The 20,241-nt window shown below is 45.7% G+C and carries 15 protein-coding genes and 1 tRNA gene; 8 read left to right on the forward strand and 8 right to left on the reverse strand.

The genetic code is table 11. From position 1 onward, the window contains the following. Nucleotides 1–193: 193 nt before the first annotated feature. The 3 genes from gltB to ACZ1GZ_RS18270 are packed head-to-tail and all read left to right on the forward strand — an operon-like array spanning nt 194 to nt 6,706. Nucleotides 194–4,909 carry a glutamate synthase large subunit gene (gene gltB / locus ACZ1GZ_RS18260; RefSeq protein ID WP_472666330.1) on the forward strand — a complete coding sequence of 1,572 codons (4,716 nt, stop codon included), beginning with the start codon at nt 194–196 and terminating at the stop codon, nt 4,907–4,909. 4 nt (nt 4,910–4,913) lie between these two features. Next, complete coding sequence (locus ACZ1GZ_RS18265) at nt 4,914–5,240, forward strand: heavy metal-binding domain-containing protein (RefSeq protein ID WP_472666331.1); 327 nt, start codon at nt 4,914–4,916, stop codon at nt 5,238–5,240. A gap of 11 nt (nt 5,241–5,251) precedes the next feature. Beyond that, complete coding sequence (locus ACZ1GZ_RS18270; protein WP_472666332.1) at nt 5,252–6,706, forward strand: glutamate synthase subunit beta; 1,455 nt, start codon at nt 5,252–5,254, stop codon at nt 6,704–6,706. Nucleotides 6,707–6,767: 61 nt separating this feature from the next. On the opposite strand, the gene ACZ1GZ_RS18275 is transcribed toward ACZ1GZ_RS18270, so the two are convergent. Continuing rightward, nucleotides 6,768–8,021: an SGNH/GDSL hydrolase family protein gene (locus ACZ1GZ_RS18275; protein WP_472666333.1), complete on the reverse strand. Its 1,254-nt coding sequence runs from the start codon at nt 8,019–8,021 to the stop codon at nt 6,768–6,770. A 25-nt stretch (nt 8,022–8,046) separates the two neighbouring features. After that, nucleotides 8,047–9,270 carry a lytic murein transglycosylase gene (locus ACZ1GZ_RS18280; protein WP_472666334.1) on the reverse strand — a complete coding sequence of 408 codons (1,224 nt, stop codon included), beginning with the start codon at nt 9,268–9,270 and terminating at the stop codon, nt 8,047–8,049. Between the two features lie 186 nt (nt 9,271–9,456). On the opposite strand from ACZ1GZ_RS18280, the gene galU reads away from it, so the two are divergent. Then, nucleotides 9,457–10,335 (forward strand): UTP--glucose-1-phosphate uridylyltransferase GalU, encoded by an 879-nt coding sequence (galU, locus tag ACZ1GZ_RS18285; RefSeq protein WP_472666335.1) that lies wholly within the window; start codon nt 9,457–9,459, stop codon nt 10,333–10,335. A 40-nt stretch (nt 10,336–10,375) separates the two neighbouring features. On the opposite strand, the gene hisN is transcribed toward galU, so the two are convergent. Both hisN and ACZ1GZ_RS18295 read right to left on the reverse strand, forming a co-directional pair. Continuing rightward, entirely contained in the window at nt 10,376–11,152 is a 777-nt protein-coding gene (hisN, locus tag ACZ1GZ_RS18290) for a histidinol-phosphatase (protein ID WP_472666336.1), read from the reverse strand. Between the two features lie 47 nt (nt 11,153–11,199). After that, nucleotides 11,200–12,099, reverse strand: coding sequence for an N-formylglutamate amidohydrolase (locus ACZ1GZ_RS18295; protein ID WP_472666337.1), 900 nt, complete (start codon nt 12,097–12,099; stop codon nt 11,200–11,202). Between the two features lie 185 nt (nt 12,100–12,284). On the opposite strand from ACZ1GZ_RS18295, the gene cpdR1 reads away from it, so the two are divergent. The 3 genes from cpdR1 (at nt 12,285) to ACZ1GZ_RS18310 (ending at nt 14,533) form a co-directional block, all read left to right on the forward strand. Then, nucleotides 12,285–12,650, forward strand: coding sequence for a response regulator CpdR1 (gene cpdR1, locus ACZ1GZ_RS18300; protein WP_472666338.1), 366 nt, complete (start codon nt 12,285–12,287; stop codon nt 12,648–12,650). An 85-nt stretch (nt 12,651–12,735) separates the two neighbouring features. Next, nucleotides 12,736–12,810 (forward strand) — tRNA-Val (locus tag ACZ1GZ_RS18305). 94 nt (nt 12,811–12,904) lie between these two features. After that, nucleotides 12,905–14,533, forward strand: a complete 1,629-nt coding sequence (locus tag ACZ1GZ_RS18310; protein WP_472666339.1) for an alpha-D-glucose phosphate-specific phosphoglucomutase — start codon at nt 12,905–12,907, stop codon at nt 14,531–14,533. 13 nt (nt 14,534–14,546) lie between these two features. On the opposite strand, the gene ACZ1GZ_RS18315 is transcribed toward ACZ1GZ_RS18310, so the two are convergent. Genes ACZ1GZ_RS18315 through ACZ1GZ_RS18330 form a run of 4 tightly spaced genes read right to left on the reverse strand, consistent with a single transcriptional unit; the run spans nt 14,547 to nt 19,692 of the window. After that, complete coding sequence (locus ACZ1GZ_RS18315) at nt 14,547–15,113, reverse strand: sarcosine oxidase subunit gamma (RefSeq protein WP_472666340.1); 567 nt, start codon at nt 15,111–15,113, stop codon at nt 14,547–14,549. Continuing rightward, on the reverse strand, nt 15,106–18,105 hold the full coding sequence (locus ACZ1GZ_RS18320; RefSeq protein WP_472666341.1) for a sarcosine oxidase subunit alpha: 3,000 nt from the start codon (nt 18,103–18,105) through the stop codon (nt 15,106–15,108). The genes ACZ1GZ_RS18315 and ACZ1GZ_RS18320 overlap by 8 nt, the downstream gene beginning before the upstream one ends. Further along, on the reverse strand, nt 18,102–18,428 hold the full coding sequence (locus tag ACZ1GZ_RS18325) for a sarcosine oxidase subunit delta (protein WP_472666342.1): 327 nt from the start codon (nt 18,426–18,428) through the stop codon (nt 18,102–18,104). The genes ACZ1GZ_RS18320 and ACZ1GZ_RS18325 overlap by 4 nt, the downstream gene beginning before the upstream one ends. A gap of 10 nt (nt 18,429–18,438) precedes the next feature. Next, nucleotides 18,439–19,692, reverse strand: coding sequence for a sarcosine oxidase subunit beta family protein (locus ACZ1GZ_RS18330; RefSeq protein WP_472666343.1), 1,254 nt, complete (start codon nt 19,690–19,692; stop codon nt 18,439–18,441). Between the two features lie 304 nt (nt 19,693–19,996). Here ACZ1GZ_RS18330 and rpsU point away from each other — a divergent pair, with 304 nt between their 5' ends. Beyond that, nucleotides 19,997–20,221 carry a 30S ribosomal protein S21 gene (gene rpsU, locus ACZ1GZ_RS18335; protein WP_162653110.1) on the forward strand — a complete coding sequence of 75 codons (225 nt, stop codon included), beginning with the start codon at nt 19,997–19,999 and terminating at the stop codon, nt 20,219–20,221. Nucleotides 20,222–20,241 lie beyond the last annotated feature (20 nt).

Genomic DNA, 20,241 nt, shown 5'->3' on the forward strand with positions numbered 1-20,241 from the left:
ACCGCAAGTCTTGAGAGAAAGCGGAAGCTGAAAAATTGGTGCATCACAAAATCTTAAATGCAATGTCCGCGTATTTTCATACGTGTCATAAAACTTGGATTTTGAGATGACACAAACACGATCGGAGTATTCTTCGCGCTTATTATAAGCCGGAGCAGATTAAATGCCCTTAGGGCCAGAAGGAGACGAGACGATGACGAAACATTCGCCATCCGCGCCACAACAGCAAAACGTAACAGCAAATCATGCTGATACGCGAAAACCTGTTCATACTTTTGGTTTACCTCATAAACAGGGCATGTACGATCCACGCAATGAACATGATGCATGTGGTGTGGGCTTTGTCGCGCATATGAAAGGCGAGAAATCCCACCAGATCGTTAAAGACGGTTTGTTCATGCTCGAAAACCTAACGCACCGTGGTGCTGTGGGGGCTGATCCGCTTATGGGTGACGGCGCGGGTATGCTTATGCAAATTCCGCACACATTCTTTAAAGAAGAATTGGCCAAAGACGATGTCGCGTTGCCCGAAGAAGGCGATTATGGCGTTGGATATTTCTTCCTTACCCAAGACGAAGACATCCGTCAGAAAATCTTGGATGCAATTACAGATACAATCATCGACGAAGGTTTTGAGCTTATCACGATCCGTGATGTACCAGTTGACAATTCATCTTTGTCTAAAGACCCAGAAATCGCAGCGACTGAACCAGTGCATTACCAAATTTTCATCGGCCGCGATGAAAGTATGGGTGATGATGACGAATATGAGCGCGCGATCTATACACTTCGCAAAGTGATTTCTAACCGCTTGTTGGATACGCATAAATTTGACAGTGAAACTTTTTATCCAGTTTCATTCTCAGCTAGAACTATTGTTTATAAAGGCATGTTCCTCGCCTATCAGGTTGGCGCCTACTATAAAGACCTAGCTGATCCACGTTTTGAATCAGCTGTTGCACTAGTTCACCAGCGTTTTTCAACCAACACGTTCCCATCATGGCGTTTGTCACACCCTTATCGCATGGTGGCGCATAATGGTGAGATCAACACATTGCGCGGTAACGTGAACTGGATGGCAGCCCGTCAAGCATCAATCACATCACCATTATTTGGCGATGACATTGAGAAAATGTGGCCAATTTCCTATGAAGGCCAATCAGATACAGCATGTTTTGATAATGCTTTGGAATTCTTGATCCAAGGCGGATATTCAATGGCGCATGCAGTTATGATGCTGATCCCAGAAGCATGGGCTGGCAACAAGCTAATGTCTGAAGATCGCAAAGCGTTCTACAACTATCATGCAGCATTGATGGAGCCATGGGATGGCCCGGCAGCTGTTGCCTTTACAGATGGCCGTCAAATCGGTGCTACACTTGATCGTAACGGTTTGCGCCCTGCCCGCTACATCGTCACCAAAGATAATCGCATTATCATGGCGTCTGAAGCAGGCGTATTACCAGTTGAAGAGAAAAACATCGTCCAGAAATGGCGTTTGCAACCTGGTAAAATGCTTCTCATTGATATGGACGAAGGTCGCATCATTTCCGACGACGAGATTAAATCTCAGTTGGCAGATAGCCACCCATATCGTGAATGGCTGGATAACACACAGCTTATCTTGGAAGACTTAGATCCTGTTGAGCCGCGTGAAGTGCGTCATGATGTAAGCTTGCTCGATCGTCAGCAAGCATTTGGTTACACGCAAGAAGATACAAAAATCTTGATGTCTCCAATGGCAACCACTGGCCAAGAGGCTATTGGCTCCATGGGTACTGACACGCCGATTTCGGCAATGTCTGAAAAATCAAAGCTGCTTTATACATATTTCAAGCAAAACTTTGCGCAGGTGACAAACCCACCGATTGATCCAATTCGTGAAGAATTGGTCATGAGCTTGGTGTCATTTATTGGACCACGTCCGAACCTTCTTGATCATGAAGGTGCATCAAAGCTGAAACGTCTTGAAGTGCGTCAGCCGATTTTGACCAATGGCGATTTGGAGAAAATTCGTTCTATCAGCCAAATGGATGATCGCTTTGACACCAAAACACTAGGCATGAGCTATGATAGTTCAGAAGGCCCTGAGGGTATGGATGCAGCGCTGACTAATCTTTGTGAGCGCGCTGAAGCAGCGGTGAGAGGCAATTACAACATTATCATCTTGTCAGATCGTCGCATCGGACCAGATCGTTTGGCAATCCCAGCACTTCTCGCAACCGCAGCTGTACACCATCACCTTATTCGCAAAGGGTTGCGCACATCTGTGGGTCTTGTGGTTGAATCAGGTGAACCACGCGAAGTACATCACTTCTGCTGTTTGGCTGGATTTGGTGCGGAAGCGATCAACCCATACTTGGCCTTTGATACATTGATCGACATGCATGAAAACACTGCATTCCCACCGGAAGTTGATCGTCATGAAGTTGTAACACGTTACATCAAAGCAATCGGCAAAGGTATTTTGAAAGTTATGTCTAAAATGGGCATTTCAACTTACCAATCTTATTGTGGTGCACAGATCTTTGACGCAGTTGGTTTAGCGACTGAGTTTGTTGATAAGTATTTCACAGGCACGGCTACAAAAATTGAAGGTGTAGGCCTCAAAGAAGTTGCAGCTGAAACTGCAGAACGTCACACGGCTGCATTTAGCAAAGATCCTGTTCTTCGCAACTTCCTCGAAGTGGGTGGCGAATATGGCTATAGAACACGTGGTGAAGATCACGCCTGGGCACCTGGTGCTGTTGTGGCGCTTCAACATGCGGTGCGCGGCAATGCGCAGGACCGCTACAATGAGTTTGCCAAATTGGTCAACGAATCTTCACTGCGTTTGAACACAATCCGCGGATTGTTCAAAATCAAAACTGCAGAAGAAGACGGCCGTAAACCAGTTTCAATCGATGAAGTTGAATCTGCAAGCGATATTGTAAAACGCTTCTCAACAGGCGCCATGTCATTTGGCTCAATCAGCCGCGAAGCACATACGACTTTGGCGATTGCTATGAACGAAATTGGCGGCAAATCAAACACTGGTGAAGGTGGTGAAGAGCCTGATCGCTTTAACCCGCTTCCTGATGGCACTGCAAACCCAGAGCGTTCTGCGATCAAGCAGGTTGCTTCCGGTCGTTTTGGTGTGACTACTGAATATCTTGTCAATTCCGACATGATTCAGATTAAAGTTGCCCAAGGTGCAAAGCCTGGCGAAGGTGGACAATTGCCTGGCCACAAAGTGGACGCGACAATTGCTAAAACACGTCACTCAACACCAGGTGTTGGTCTTATTTCTCCACCACCGCACCACGACATTTATTCAATCGAAGATCTCGCTCAGCTGATCTACGATCTTAAAAACGTGAACCCTGTTTCAGATATCTCAGTGAAACTTGTGTCTGAAGTGGGTGTTGGAACTGTTGCAGCTGGTGTTGCAAAAGCACGTGCGGACCACATCACAATCTCAGGATTTGATGGCGGTACTGGTGCATCACCTTTGACATCGCTTAAACATGCAGGCTCTTCATGGGAGCTTGGTCTGGCAGAAACACATCAGACGCTTGTACTTAATGGTCTGCGCTCACGTATTGCATTGCAAGTCGACGGCGGTTTGAAAACTGGTCGCGACGTGATTGTCGGCGCATTGCTTGGTGCTGATGAATTTGGTTTTTCAACAGCTCCATTGATTGCAGCTGGCTGTATCATGATGCGTAAGTGTCACCTGAATACTTGTCCTGTTGGCGTTGCAACACAAGACCCTGTCTTGCGCAAACGCTTTAAAGGTACACCTGAGCATGTGATTAATTACTTCTTCTTTGTTGCTGAAGAAATCAGAGCATTGATGGCCGAAATGGGCTTTACAAAATTCGATGATTTGATCGGCCAATCTCAACTTCTTGAAAAAGAAAAATTGGTTGAACGTTGGAAAGCTGAAGGTTTGGATTTCACAAATGTGTTCTACAAACCAGAAGCTGCAAAAGAAGATATCTACTGGACAATGCGTCAGGACCATCCAATTGATGATATCCTAGATCGCAAATTGATCGAACAAGCGATGCCTGCACTTGAAAAAGGCGAAGCGGTTAAGATCATGACTGAGATCAAGAATGTTGATCGCTCTACAGGCGCTATGCTGTCTGGTGAAGTTGCAAGACGCTACGGTTACAAAGGCCTTCCAACGGATACTATCTCTGTTGAGCTGGAGGGAACCGCTGGCCAATCATTTGGTGCTTTCTTGACCAAAGGCGTAAGCTTTACGCTAACAGGCGATGGCAATGATTATGTCGGTAAAGGTCTTTCCGGTGGCCGCATCGTGATCAAGCCTCCGCAAGATACAAATATCATCGCTGAAGAATCCATCATTGTCGGCAACACGGTTCTTTATGGTGCGATCGGCGGCGAATGTTATTTCCGCGGTGTGGCAGGTGAGCGTTTTGCTGTGCGTAACTCAGGTGCTATCGCCGTTGTTGAAGGTGTTGGCGATCACGGTTGCGAATATATGACTGGCGGTCTTGTCGTCGTGATTGGTAAAACAGGCAGAAACTTTGCCGCAGGGATGTCCGGCGGGGTTGCTTATGTGCTTGATGAAACCAATGACTTTGCCGAGCGCTGCAATATGGCCATGGTTGAACTTGAGCCAGTTCCAGAAGAAGATGACATCTTGGAAAAACTTCATCACCACGGCGGAGATCTCATGCATAAGGGTCGCGTTGATGTCAAATCTGATATGACGAAAAATGATGAAGAGCGTTTGTATAAGCTTATTGCAAATCACGTTCATCATACCGGATCAACACGTGGTCAAGACATCTTGGATAATTGGTCAGATTACCGCCCGAAATTCCGTAAAGTGATGCCGGTAGAATATCGCCGCGCGTTGGAAGAGATGGAAAATGCTAAGGTAGCTGCGGAGTAGTTTAATGATCGTATCAACGACTAACAGTATCGAAGGTAAAACGATCACGCGTTACCACGGAATTGTCACAGGTGAAGCCATTTTAGGCACGAATATCTTTAAAGATTTTCTTGCTGGCATTCGTGACATTGTTGGTGGCAGATCAGGCGCTTATGAAAAGTCACTTCGCGAAGCGCGCGAAATTGCCCTTGATGAACTTCGTGCCGAAGCTGCTTCGCTTGGCGCCAATGCAATTATTGGCGTCGACATTGACTATGAAAATATTTCAGCTGGAGGAAACTCCTCAATGCTGATGGTATCTGCTTCAGGTACCGCAGTCCAATTGGATTAAGGATTTGTATTATGGGTAAAGTTACAGGATTTTTGGAAATAGATCGCCGTACAGCGAAATATCAGCCAGCTTCAGATCGAATTCGCCACTTTAAAGAATTCACCATTCCCATGAGCGATGAATCACTTCGTGATCAAGCAGCGCGTTGCATGGATTGTGGTGTACCTTATTGCCATGACGAAACTGGTTGTCCTATCAACAACCAAATCCCTGACTGGAACGATCTTGTCTATAACAATGACTGGGATTCAGCGATTAAGAATCTGCATTCTACAAATAACTTCCCTGATTTCACTGGCCGTATCTGCCCTGCACCATGTGAAGAAGCATGTACGCTGAATTTGGAAGATATTCCGGTTACCATCAAAACTATCGAAAACGCTATTGCGGATAAAGCCTATGAAAAAGGCTATTATGCATCACAACCAGCTAAAGAAAAAACTGGCAAAAAAGTTGCGATCATCGGTTCCGGTCCCGCAGGTCTCGCAGCTGCTCAACAATTAGGTCGCGTTGGCCATGAAGTGCACATCTTCGAGCGTGAATCAAAAGCAGGCGGTCTTCTCCGCTTTGGCATTCCAGACTTTAAAATGGAAAAACACCACATCGATCGCCGCGTTAAACAGATGGAAGGCGAAGGCGTTACCTTCTTCTACAATGTAAACATCGGTGTTGATAAAACGGTTGAAGACTTAAAATCAGAATATGACGCTGTGCTCTATGCAGGTGGCTCTGAAACACCACGTGAATCTGGCCTAGATGGCACAGAGCTTGATGGTGTACACGATGCAATGCCTTATCTTGTTCAGCAGAACAAACGCGTTGGCGGCGAAGACATCCAAAGTGTTGGTTGGGAAGCTGAAGAAATCACAGCAGGCGGCAAACACGTTGTTGTTGTTGGTGGTGGTGACACAGCATCTGACTGTGTGGGCACTGCATTCCGCCAGGGTGCTGTGAAGGTTACGCAGCTCGATATTCGCCCGCAACCGCCGGAAGTTGAGGACAAGCTTGCAGTATGGCCATTCTGGGCGACTAAAATGCGCGTATCATCTTCGCAAGCTGAAGGCGTAGAGCGCGAGTTCCAAATCGGAACGCTTGAATTTGTTGGCGAAGATGGTGTTCTAACCGGCGTTAAATGTTGCAAAGTTGACGAACAACGTAAGCCAATTGCTGGAACAGAATTTATCATTCAAGCTGATCTGGCATTTATCGCTATCGGTTTCCGCGGTCCTTACGAAGATAGCGTTGTTGCAGAACTTGGTGATGCGCTTTCAATTTCAACGGATCGCCGCGGTTCTAAATCGGTTGTTGCCAATGACCAGGATTACAAATCAAGCGTTGATAATGTATGGGTCGCAGGTGACGTGCGCCGCGGTCAATCACTTGTTGTCTGGGCCATTCGTGAAGGGCGTCAGGCAGCACGCGCTATTGATCTCGAACTCATGGGCGAAACAGTTCTCCCACGATAAAAATATCAAATTAGCTGGAGCAATATCCAGCTAATTGAACTTATTCGATTAAATATAAAACCTAGTTTGTCGCTGTAATTGGGTTTGTCAATGCAACAGGCTGGATAGATGCGCTCTTATCTTCAACCTTCACATCTTCAACAGCTGGTTTTTTAACGCCAACAGCTGCCTTCCAAGTAAAGTCATCAACACGACCGGTCTGTGTCGCAGGCAATTGACCCGTTTCAATCAGCTTATCTAATGGAGATTTTTCCTTAAAGACACGCGCTTGGTTATCACCGCCAAGCAGGTAATCACCGCCATCCAATTCAGGGTCTGTAAATGAGTAAACGCGGGTTTTCGTCAGCAATCTCGGATCCTGTAATGGACGGTTGGCAAAGGCTGACTGCTGCGCATCACGATAAAGATCTGCTAGAACGCTGTTTCCGAAAGATAAAAATCGGCTTGCGGGTTTTTCAACATAAAAGGCAAGCTTACGCTTTCCAGCCTTTGTCAGGTTGATACCATCTGATGAACGAAGGCGGACCTGCTGGCCGTTAATGTCAGAGCCAGTGTAGATGAACTTACCATTTTCATCGACAAAACCTTCCCAGATATCAACGAACGTACCACCGGCCTTTTCAATCGCATCACGATAAATACCATTGAAAGCAAGAATATCACGCGTCATTTTAGTATATTTAAATGATGGCACACCTACCCATAAAACTGGTACATTTTGTGAACGCAGAACCTGCGCTAGATTATCAACGCGCTTGCGATATTCTGCCCACCACTCTTCGCTATCAAAACTAAGCCAACTGCCATCAACTTTCATATCCTGACGGTCACTGGATCCGATATTAAACACGATTAGTGACGGTTTAACCTCTTCCACCACAACAGGTGTTTGGCTAATCCAATCATAATTGTCAGGACGAGCGATAGTTGAAGATCCACGAGATTTTTTAACAATCGCAACATCTGGTTTTTTAGCATAGGCAACCTTCAATCCATCGGCCAAGCCTGACGCAATGAAATCTCCCATGACCAGCACGGTTTGCGCATTTTCTACCTTTTCCACACTTGCAACAGCGGTTTTGGTTTTTGTAGTACGCTTGCGCTTCACGGTTTTTTTTGTGGTCTTTTTGGTTGTCTTTTTTCGGTTGCCAAAGATGACTTGAAAAATGTTCCGCTTTTTCTTTTTAACTTTTACAATTTTGGTTTCCGCATATGCAGAAGTGACAAAAAAATTAGGCGCAACAGATGGTGCCACCATTGAAAGTGCGACAACACATGCGAGGATAAAAGCGAATGTTTTTAATCCGAATTTCACAACCAAATTTCCAAATATTTTGCAGCTATCTAATTTTAGCAGCTTTCTTAACAGCTTTTAACAAATTTTGCGATGGTTTTTCGTCAACAGTCAGACCGTATTTTTTCTGAAATTGTGCGATAGAAGCGCGAGAGCCGGATCCAATGTTCCCATCAAACTCGCCTTTATAATAACCAAGTTTGGCTAACCCCTTCTGTAGCAACACTTTTTCATCAACATTAAGTGCGCCAGGCGGCAATGGCCAGCGCTGAACCATGCCAGGATAACCCGCCAGACGATCCGCAAGCAAACCAACCGATAGAGCATATGAATTCGCATTGTTGTATTTTTTGATCACAAAAAAGTTTCGCATCATCAAAAATGCGGGTCCATTTGCACCGGCCAAGAACTTTAATTCGGCACGGCGTCCTGTACCTCTAAAATTTCGACCATTTGGCCGCTTAAAACCCAACTTAGCCCATTGCGCCAGTGTATTTGTCTGGCCATTATATTTATACCCAGATCTTGGTGCTTTCGCTTCATATCCCCAAGTCTCCCCGCGGCGCCATCCATTTTTGACCAACAAATTTGCTGCTGTCGCCAAAGCATCCGGAATTGATCGCCAGATATCTTTCTTACCATCTCCATCGGCATCAACTGCATATAAATCATAGCTTGTTGGAATGAACTGTGTATGACCAAGGGCACCTGCCCAAGATCCATACATATCGCTCGCTTGCACATCTCCGTGTTGGATAATTTTTAATGCAGAGATCAATTGCGCGCGCGCATATTTTGAACGTTTCCGATCAGCATATGCAAGCGTTGCCAAAGCATGCGGTGCATTAAACAGCTTGGAACGATCCTGAAAAATCGCACCATAATTACTTTCAACTGACCAAAGGGCCAATAAAACATGCTGATCAACCCCAAAATGGTCTTCAAGCGCTTTTAAAACCGCAGCATGTTGGCGCTTTTTCTTTGCCCCCTCGCCGAGGGTATAAGGGTTAACTTTAGCATCGATGTAATCCCAAATTTTGGTGCGAAATTCTGGCTGATAACGCGCACGTTCCAGCACGCGTGGATCGGGCGCCGTAACCCCTTTAAATGCACGATTATAGGTAGCTTTTGAAATCCCATGTTTTGCCGCTGTTGCGTAAAAACCATTGATCCAATTACGAAATTTAGTATCCGCTGAGACAGATCCGATGGTGATCGCAAAAGTAGCGAATACATAAATGAGCGTTTTTGAGATATGTTGAAGTGTCATTGTCTTACATCTCGCCGTATTGAAGTTCGTTTCGTTAAGTTCAATTTGTACTGGCAAAAGAATCAAATTAAGTTAATTTTTACCATAAATGTGAGCAAAACAAGGGCATTGCGAAATCATTAGGATTTAGCGGTTATCAATCTGCCACCAAACAATAATCCCATTCATGAAGAGTAGGACAGGAAGATGACAAGTTCCAAAAAAGTAAGAAAAGCCGTTTTACCCGTGGCAGGTCTCGGCACAAGATTTCTCCCAGGTACAAAAGCTGTACCCAAAGAAATGCTTAATATCGTTGATAAGCCCGTGGTTCAATACGTGGTTGAAGAAGCGATGGCAGCAGGTATTGAACACGTTGTGTTTGTAACTGGGCGCAACAAAGCCGTAATTGAAGATCATTTTGACATTCAATATGAGTTGAACGACACGCTTAAAAACCGCGGTAAAAATGCTGAACTTGAAAATCTAACATCCATGCTACCAAAAGCGGGCGCCACAAGTTTTACGCGCCAACAAGAACCTCTTGGCCTTGGTCATGCGGTCTGGTGTGCACGTGATATCATCGGCGATGAACCATTTGCACTCTTGCTCCCAGATATGGTGATGCAAGATAAGCAAGGATGTTTGTCGGGCATGATGGACCTTTATAACAACACTGGCGGCAACGTAATTTCAGTTGAAGAAGTGGCCATGGAAGATGCCCATAAATATGGCGTTGTCGGTGTTGGCGAAGAACTTGATGGTGGGTTTGAAATCACCGGGATGGTCGAAAAACCGCCACGTGGGTCCGAGCCTTCAAATCTTTTCATCAATGGCAGATACATTCTACAGCCAGAAATTTTTGATATCTTGGAAACCCAAGAACGCGGCGCTGGTAATGAAATCCAGATTACAGATGCCATGCTTAAACTCGCAAATGAGCAAAAGTTTTCAGGCTACCGCTTTAACGGCAACACATATGATTGTGGTACCAAGCAAGGGTTCATCCTCGCAAATGTTGCCTATGCAATGGAGCGCGATGATATCCGCGGTTTGGTTGAAGACGACATTAAAAAGCTCGTTGGCTAAAGGCAAATCTACAATACAAAGCCAGGGGTTATGCCCTGGCTTACTTATTTAAGATCTCAAGTGCTTTTGCATGCAATTCAGGTGTGGCAGCGGCAAGACAATCTCCGCCCATTTCCGGTCGACCGCCATCCCACTTAGTTACCACCCCACCTGCATTTTCAACCACTGCAATCAAGCCACCAATATCATATGGCTGTAAGGCGGATTCGCAAACCAGGTCAGCATGACCCATTGAGAGCATGCCATAGGCATAACAATCAACGCCATAACGCGGCAGGTTTATCTCGTTTTCGAGCGCAAAATAACGTTTTGAGTTATCACCTTTGTGCAACTCAGGTGTGGTTGTGAACATACTTGCTTTGGACAAATCCGTGACGTTGCTTGTTTTTAAAACTTGCGGCTCGCCACCACGAAACTTCATAAAAGAAGACTGTCCGTCAGATAAATACCTTTCACCGGTAAAAGGCTGATCCATCATGCCCATAACGGCGCGACCATTTTGATAAAGACCAATTAATGTGCCCCAAACTGGAAGACCTGTAATAAAAGCGCGCGTTCCATCAATGGGATCAATCACCCAAACAAATTCACTGTCTAAGTTTTTATTTTCTTCTTCTTCCCCCAAAATACCATGATCAGGATATTCAGCTTCGATGACGGCTCGGATTGCACGTTCTGCACCTTTATCTGCTGCAGTAACAGGGTCAAAACCGCCATCTAACTTGTTCTCAATCTCAATTTTGCTGCGAAACCTAGACATTGTCTCAGTAGCGGCAGCAGCGGCCAGCTTGTCAAAAAAGCTTACATCAGGCAGCATTAAGTGCTCCAATCATATTTGGAATAGCTGCGTGAGAAAGAGTAAGTCTATTCAGCAGCGCTTTGTAGGTCGGATAATTCGTGTTCAACATATTGCATAAACTGGCCAACAAACAAGCGCAAATCATCCGCTAATTTGTCAAATCCTGGTTTTAATTCCAGAGTTTTTTCATTGATATAAAGACCGCGATTTATTTCTATCTGCAAAGCATGAAGGCTCCTATGCGGACGGCCATAATGCTCAGTAATAAATCCGCCAGCATAAGGTTTATTGTGCACAGCGTGATAACCCATACTTTGCAAGAGCAACAACGCAATTTGTGTCAATCGCGTATCTGCACTGGTACCATAGCGATCACCGATGATAAAATCAGGTCGGCGGAACCCGGCAGATGCGCGTACGTTTGATGGCATTGAATGGCAATCAATTAATACCGCATATCCAAACATAGCATGTGTTTTTGAAATCAGTTTTCGCAGTTTCTCATGATAAGGTCGGTAGACATGTTCTACACGATCAAGCCCCTCACCTACCGACAGACGCGTATGATAAATCTCACAATTTTCTGCGACAATTTTGGGAACGGTACCCAGTCCGCCGGACACACGAATTGAACTGATATTTGTATGAGGTGGCAATGGCCCATTAAACATTTTAGGGTCAAGCTCATACGGCTCGCGGTTGACATCGAGCCACGCTCTTGGAAAGTTCGCCCTTAATAGTGGCACACCAAAATGTGGAACACATGCATATAGCTGATCAACATAGTGATCTTCAGAAGTACGAATCAAATGATCGTTTAGGCGAGATTGATCTAAAAACTGCTGAGGGTAAACGCGACCTGAATGTGGAGAATTAAAAACAAATGCCCTGCTTTGACGCAAAGGTTCGACCACCTCAAATGGGTCGCAGCCAAAAATGTCTGCAAAGTCAAAGTCTTCCGCCAAACTTCATCCTCGTCCTCGTTTACGATTTGAAAACCATGTTGCCAGTTACTTACAATGCTGTCTAGCATTTATGGCCAGATTATTGAACAAAACGCCTCACATTCACCGCTTATTTACCGCCTGTAACTATTGTGGTTATATATTTAAATGCTAGATATCTGATAGAATTTGGAATTGGGACAAACATGAATCCGAAAATACTTCTCGCTGAAGATGACAATGATATGCGCCGTTTTCTGGTCAAAGCACTAGAAAAAGCCGGTTATGACGTTTTATCTTATGACAACGGTGCGAGTGCCTATGATCGCTTGCGCGAAGAGCCATTTTCACTCTTGCTTACAGATATTGTCATGCCTGAAATGGATGGTATTGAACTTGCGCGTCGCGCAACGGAACTCGATCCTGATCTAAAAGTTATGTTCATCACAGGCTTTGCTGCTGTTGCACTAAATCCTGATTCAAAAGCTCCCAAAGATGCAAAGGTTTTATCAAAACCATTCCATTTGCGCGATTTGGTCGATGAAGTTGAAAAGATGTTAAACGCGGCCTAGTCCTGCGTTTGAGCGATATTTGAGAAATCGGAAAGATTAGTATTGACGCGACCCTAGATTTTGTGGTGTATGCGGCAAATCGGATGGGCGTATAGCTCAGCGGGAGAGCGCCTCGTTGACATCGAGGAGGTCACAAGTTCAATCCTTGTTACGCCCACCATCCTTTTTCCCTCCTAAGTCGCATTAAAGATTGAACTGGTGATGTAACCAGTTAAACTCAATAAATATTGTCATCACGACTTTATGAGGCAAACATGTTCCAAACCATTTCAACAACACCCTACACAGACCAAAAACCAGGCACGTCTGGTTTACGTAAAAAAGTCCCTGTTTTTCAGCAAAAAAATTATGCTGAAAACTTCATCCAAGCGATCTTTGATAGTTTACAAGGATTTGCGGGTGAAAGCCTCGTGATTGGTGGAGACGGACGTTTTTACAATCGCGAAGTTATCCAGATCGCGATCAAAATGGCAGCCGCAAACGGATTTGGCCGCATCATCATTGGCCAAGGCGGTATTTTATCCACCCCAGCGGCCTCGCATGTTATTCGAAAATATAAAGCTTTCGGCGGTATTATCTTATCCGCAAGCCACAATCCAGGTGGCCCAAAAGAAGACTTTGGAATCAAATATAATATTGGCAATGGTGGCCCGGCACCAGAGCGCATCACCGATGCAATCTTTGCTCGCACATTGGAAATCGATAGTTATAAAATCGCTGAATATTCTGACATCGATCTTGATAAAATCGGTGAGAGCAAACTTGGCGATATGATTGTTCAAGTGATCGATCCAGTTACCGACTACGCAGATCTGATGGAAGAGCTGTTTGACTTTTCCGCAATCAAACAAATGTTCGCAGGTGGTTTTAAGTTTGCATTTGACGCTATGAGTGCTGTGACAGGTCCTTATGCTTTGGAGATATTTGAGAACCGTCTTGGCGCCGGTGATGGTTGTGTCATGAACGGCACCCCTCTTCCAGATTTTGGTGGGCATCATCCTGATCCAAATCTCGTTCACGCCAAAAAACTTTATGATATGATGATGGCCGATGATGCACCAGATTTTGGCGCAGCATCTGATGGTGATGGCGACCGCAATCTAATTATCGGCAAGCATATCTATGTTACGCCATCAGATTCATTAGCGATCTTGGCAGCGAATGCCCATCATGCACCGGCCTATAAAGACGGAATTGCAGGTATTGCGCGCTCCATGCCGACCTCAATGGCATCTGATCGCGTAGCCGAAAAACTTGGCATTCCGCTTTATGAAACCCCAACCGGCTGGAAATTCTTCGGCAATTTGCTTGATGAAGGCAAAGTCACCATTTGCGGTGAAGAAAGCGCCGGCACAGGATCAGATCATGTGCGCGAAAAAGATGGCCTTTGGGCGGTATTATTATGGCTCAACATTCTCGCAAGCCGAAATGTAAGCGCGAAAGAGATTGTTGAAGATCACTGGAAGACATTTGGCAGAACATATTATTCACGTCACGACTATGAAGGCTTGGATACTGATATCGCCAACACATTAATGTCTGATCTGCGCAGTTCGCTTGACGATCTTGCAGGGACATCTGCGGGCATTCATAAAATCGAAAATGCAGATGATTTTTCCTATCTTGATCCAGTTGATGGTTCGACGAGTTCTAATCAAGGCATTCGCATTTTCTTTAAAGGTGGGGCAAGACTTGTATTACGCCTGTCTGGCACGGGTACAACAGGTGCAACATTGCGCGTCTATATGGAATATTTCGAAGCTGATCCTGCCCATCACGAACTTGATCCGCAAGACGCGTTAAAGGATGTGATTGACGCTGCAGGAATTATCACCGAATTAAAAAATCGTACTGGCCGAGATGCGCCAACGGTGATCACATAAGTTAAAAGGGCTCTTATGAGAGCCCTTTTGATGCCTGCGCCATAAACTTAAACGCATAGTCTGAAAACGAACGCCAGCATTCAACATGATAGCTCTGTTCACTTGTCCGCCAGATAACGACTTCAGCCTTACCCAAAATCGTCCGTGAACATGCACCGACCGGGAACACATCATCATTTAAGTTTTGCGGACATCCAGAGCGCAGAACTTCAACCGCTTTTGGACCTTCAAGCAGAATAGCGGTATTGCGATGAGAAATATCAACGACCGAAATTACGGCTTTGGTTTTTGTCAAAACGCCGCTGAGATCTGCAGTCTCATCATCAAGGATAAGCCATTCATCAGGACCAATCCAAAGCGCGGATCGCCCAGTATTAGCCTTATCGCTAGAAGTAGATGATGTCTTTGGTTTCACGGGCAACGCAACACCAAGCGCCTTGCCCACTGCTTTGACATCCTTTTCCTTAACGCGCAGAGATATGCGCGACATTGGATTTGCCGGTGTGATCGACACACCTGCACCACCTCCAAGACGGCCATCAAGTGGTAATTTTCGCAAAGCTTGAGTTGGATTAGCCATTTAAACGCCCTCCATCTTGATCAACAAAGACCGTATCGACAACTTCAACCTCAATCGTTCGATCAAGCATTGGTACGTAAAGTGTTTCACCGATCTTCGAGCGCCCACCTTCGACAATCGCCAAAGCAATTGAGTGGCCACAATTCTCAGACCAATAAGATGATGTCACATGACCCAACATCTTCATCGGGATCGGTTGATTAGGGTCTGCAACAATCTGCGCACCTTCTTCGAGCACAACTTTTGGATCTTTGGTTTTCAATCCAACCAATTGCTTACGGCCGTCAGCGACCAGATCATCACGCATCAATCCGCGGATACCGACAAAGTCCGTTTTCTTTTTTGAAACGGCCCAAGATAATCCAGCATCATGCGGCGTAATAGAACCATCGGTTTCCTGACCGACGATAATATAGCCTTTTTCAGCGCGAAGAACGTGCATGGCTTCAGTACCATATGCGCAAGCATCGTGTTTTTGAGCTTCCACCCAAACGGCTTCTAAAACGCTTTGCGCATAATCGGCAGGAACATTAATCTCATATCCCATCTCACCGGTAAACGACATGCGGAACAAACGTGTCGGTACGCCGCAAATTTTGCCTTCGCGAACTGACATATGCGGCATGTTCTCTGTTGAGAGATCAATATCTTCAACCAATGGCGCAATAATATCACGCGCTTTTGGCCCTTGAACGGCAATCACACCCCATTGTTCGGAAACAGATGTGAGCCATACATCAAGCTCAGGGAACTCCGTTTGAAGATAATCTTCCATGTGATTGAGAACGCCAGCAGCTCCGCCAGTGGTCGTTGTCACATGGAAACGATCTTCGGCCAAACGTCCGACAACACCATCATCAAAGATGAAGCCATCTTCATGGGTCATTATACCGTAACGGCAACGACCAACTTTCAGAGTGCTCCATGCATTGGTGTAGATGATATCCAAAAACTTAGCAGCATCAGGGCCAACGACTTCGATCTTCCCGAGCGTTGACGCGTCAAATACGCCTGCGCTTTCGCGCACTGTTTTACATTCTCGATTAACAGAAGCATGCATATCTTCGCCCGATTGCGGAAAATACCATCCGCGTTTCCACTGTCCGACATCTTCAAACACCGCGCCTTGGTCTACTGCCCAATCATGCATGGGCGTGCGGCGAACAGGATCGAACAAATCACCTGTGCCATGGTTGACGATCGTACCGAAGCTGACTGGGGTAAATGGTGAACGGAAGGTCGTCAGGCCCACTTGTGGGATCTCTTTGCCCAGGCCATCAGCGGCAATTGCCAAACCATGCAAATTAGATGTCTTGCCCTGATCGGTTGCCATACCCGTTGTCGTAAAGCGCTTGACATGTTCGATCGAGCGCATACCCTCACGCACCGCCAAACGGATATCATTGGCAACGACATCATGTTGATAATCAACAAATGCTTTCACCGCATCATCAGCACCTGCGCCATGGGATGAACCGATGTGATCGCCTTCATGGCCGTAGGTTGTTACAACATCTTTTGGTGTGGAAACTTTCTTTAGTTTTTTAACACCCAATGCACTTGCCGCTTCCAGTGCAGCTGATTGTGCCTCGGCCATCAATTCAGACAAGTCGTTAGTTCCATTACATGCACCAACTGAGACCTGATCCTGAACAGGATTTTCTGGCAAGAAACGTTTCACATCGCTATCCCAAGATGGTTTTGCCCGCGACTGAGAATATAGATGCAATGACGGTGTCCAACCACCGGATATCAACAAGGCATCAACGTCATATTTCGTATTGGCCATCTGACCATTTTTTGCAACTTTAATGCCAGAGATACGCAGCTTTCCCGTAGTATCTATCACACTATGCCCGGTTTGCACGGTCAAACCAAGCTCGCGCGCACGCTCTAATAGTGCAGGATCGACCTCGCTTCGACTATCCACGATAATTGGGATATCAACACCAGCCTCTTTGAGATCAAAGGCGGCAGCATATGCACTGTCGCAAGCCGTATAGACCCCAATTTTACTGCCAACAGCGACACCATATTTATTCAGATATGAGCGCGCCGCAGATGCCATCATAATGCCGGGACGATCATTATTAGCAAAGACAAGATGACGTTCAATCGCGCCTTGCGCAATGATCACTTTCTTGGCGCGGATTTGCCACAAACGCTCACGTGGACTATCAGCTTCCGGCATCGCAAGATGATCCGTAATGCGTTCGCAAAGACCAATCATATTATGCGCGTAATAACCAAAAGCAGTTGTGCGCGGTAGAATGGTAACATTGTCCATACCATTGAGTTGAGCGATTACATCCTGTGTCCAATCGTAACCAGACTTGCCATCAATTTGCACATCTGTCTCATATAAAAGCGCACCGCCAAACTCAGCATTTTCATCGCAAATAATGACTGAAACACCTTGCTTAGCAGCTGCAAGTGCAGCAGATAATCCCGCAGCTCCCCCGCCAATAATGACAACATCAGCATAGGCAAATTTGTTGGCATAGTGATCCGGATCTTGCTCAGTTGGAGACAAGCCCAATCCGGCAGCTGCACGAATATTTGGCTCGTAAATCTTCTCCCATGCTGCTCGCGGCCACATAAAGGTTTTGTAATAAAAACCAGCAACAAAGAGCGGTGACAATAGTGAATTTACCGAGCCAATATCAAAAGCAAGTGATGGCCATCTGTTTTGCGAAACAGCATTAAAACCATCATAAATTTCCTGCATGGTAGCACGTACATTTGGCTGTTGGCGGGCCGTATCACGACGAACGCCAATCAACGAATTTGGCTCTTCGCTGCCTTCAGTCATCGTGCCGCGCGGGCGATGATATTTGAATGAACGCGCAGTTAGCACAACACCATTTGCCAACAATGCAGAGGCTAGCGTGTCGCCTTCAAGCCCTTCATAAGATTTACCATCGAATGTAAATGCAACAGTTTTTGCGGGCGTTAAGCGGCCTTTGCCGGAGATCCGATATAATCCACTCATGACATTTGCTCCTCTTTAAGAGCAGCAATGGCTTTTGCAATCTCGTCTTCAGTTGGCTTTGGTTCACCTGATTTATACGTCATGATGATTTGGTCAGTGACAGTGTCGCGAACACAATTAAAGAACCGGCCACATCCATGGATATGGCGCCATCTTTCAAAGATAATGCCGCGCTTATTTTCGCGAATGAACAAGAATTTTTCCATATCATCGGCAGAAATTTCAGCCAAATTGCTAGGGCGCTCGATATGTGCTTCGCCAGCGTGGCGAAATTCAATCTCAGGCCGATATTCTTCGCAATAAGGACATCTAATATAAAGCATCTAACTCTCCCTAATGCGCCACAGCAGCAGCTGCAGATTCATCAACCAATCGACCAGTTTTAAACCGCTCGAGCGTGAAGAATTCATTGATCTTATGTGGTGCATCATTGGCAATCGTATGCGCAAAGACATGCGCCGAACCAGGCGTTGCTTTAAAGCCACCCGTTCCCCAGCCACAATTTACATATAGCCCTTTAACCGGAGTTTTGGCCAAAATAGGCGAACGATCAGGCGTAACGTCAACCGTTCCTGCCCATGTACGCATCATTTTCACACGGCTGAATGTCGGGAAAAGTTCGCAAATTGCTTCAAGATTATGATTGGTAATATGCAAGCTACCATTGGGAGCATAAGAGGTATACTGATCCGTGCCAGCGCCTATAACCAACTCACCCTTATCGGATTGGGAGATATATGTGTGCACACTATTGGACATCACGACACATGGGAAAATTGGTTTCAGAGGCTCAGATACCAATGCCTGAAGGGGAAAACTCTCAAGCGGCATGCGCACATCAGCCATTTGCATAATGTGAGATGTGTTACCCGCAGCGACCACACCTACTTTTTTCGCACCGATAAAGCCTTTACCCGTTTCAACACCTGTGACAGAACCATCAGCCGCGCGACGAATTCCAGTAACCTCACAATTTTGAATGACATCAACACCAAGAGCAGACGCTGCACGCGCATATCCCCATGCAACAGCATCGTGGCGCGCAGTACCACCTTTTCGCTGCAACGCCGCGCCCATGATGGGATATCGGCAAGATTTTGAGATATTAAGCGGCGGGCAAAACTCCTTGGCTTCCTGCGGAGACATCCACTCATTTTGCACACCATTAAGTCGGTTGGCATGAACATGTCGCTTGAGCACTTGAACATCATGCACATTATGCGCAAGCATCATCACACCGCGCGCTGAATACATGACGTTGTAATTGATGTCCTGGCTTAAATTGTCCCACATATTTAAGGCATGATTATATAGGCCAGCACTTTCGTCATAAAGATAATTTGAACGAATAACGGTGGTATTCCGCCCTGTATTACCACCACCGAGCCAACCTTTTTCCAAGACCGCTATATTTCGGATACCATGCTCTTTGGCAAGGTAATATGCTGTTCCTAAACCATGGCCACCAGCACCAATAATAATCACATCATATGAAGATTTAGGTTCTGGAGAACCCCATTGTTCTTCCCAACCCTTGTGCTGGCGCATAGCTTCGCGGGCAAGTGCAAATATTGAATATTTACGCATATGCAGGCTCGTCCTTTAAATGCTCTTGACAGTTTTTGTTCAGCTCAAGCCAAACCATTGATTATTCATAACAAACAAATACCAAATCCAAATGTCTCGCAAGTGAAATTTGAAGACGTTTTTAGAACACTTGGCAATCTATAGGAATTTTGAAGATATTTTCATCAATTTCGTTCCGCTTTAGTCTGGACATAAAACGCTAAACCTGTTATCCAACCCTCAATCGTGACGCCCTGCGCCGAACGAATGAGATTTTATTTGCTGTTTACAACGAGCAGCCTTTTTGAAAATTTAAGGAATTAACGTGCAAGTACTTGTCCGCGACAACAATGTCGATCAGGCTCTAAGAGCGCTTAAGAAAAAAATGCAGCGCGAAGGTATTTTTCGTGAAATGAAAATGCGTGACTTTTACGAGAAACCATCTCAAAAGCGCGCTCGTGAAAAAGCTGAAGCTGTGCGTCGTGTGCGCAAATTGGCACGTAAACGTGCTCAGCGCGAAGGTTTAATTGGCGGACGCAGCGGTCGCTAAGCAACTGCCGTTTTTTCGTC

This window comes from Lentilitoribacter sp. JB5-8 (genome assembly GCF_055693385.1).

Coding starts and splice junctions, on each gene's coding strand:
- gltB (WP_472666330.1), top strand. CDS start 194: ATGACGAAACATTCGCCATCCGCGCCACAACAGCAAAACGTAACAGCA.
- ACZ1GZ_RS18265 (WP_472666331.1), top strand. CDS start 4,914: ATGATCGTATCAACGACTAACAGTATCGAAGGTAAAACGATCACGCGT.
- ACZ1GZ_RS18270 (WP_472666332.1), top strand. CDS start 5,252: ATGGGTAAAGTTACAGGATTTTTGGAAATAGATCGCCGTACAGCGAAA.
- ACZ1GZ_RS18280 (WP_472666334.1), bottom strand. CDS start 9,270: ATGACACTTCAACATATCTCAAAAACGCTCATTTATGTATTCGCTACT.
- galU (WP_472666335.1), top strand. CDS start 9,457: ATGACAAGTTCCAAAAAAGTAAGAAAAGCCGTTTTACCCGTGGCAGGT.
- hisN (WP_472666336.1), bottom strand. CDS start 11,152: ATGCTGCCTGATGTAAGCTTTTTTGACAAGCTGGCCGCTGCTGCCGCT.
- cpdR1 (WP_472666338.1), top strand. CDS start 12,285: ATGAATCCGAAAATACTTCTCGCTGAAGATGACAATGATATGCGCCGT.
- ACZ1GZ_RS18310 (WP_472666339.1), top strand. CDS start 12,905: ATGTTCCAAACCATTTCAACAACACCCTACACAGACCAAAAACCAGGC.
- ACZ1GZ_RS18315 (WP_472666340.1), bottom strand. CDS start 15,113: ATGGCTAATCCAACTCAAGCTTTGCGAAAATTACCACTTGATGGCCGT.
- ACZ1GZ_RS18320 (WP_472666341.1), bottom strand. CDS start 18,105: ATGAGTGGATTATATCGGATCTCCGGCAAAGGCCGCTTAACGCCCGCA.
- ACZ1GZ_RS18325 (WP_472666342.1), bottom strand. CDS start 18,428: ATGCTTTATATTAGATGTCCTTATTGCGAAGAATATCGGCCTGAGATT.
- ACZ1GZ_RS18330 (WP_472666343.1), bottom strand. CDS start 19,692: ATGCGTAAATATTCAATATTTGCACTTGCCCGCGAAGCTATGCGCCAG.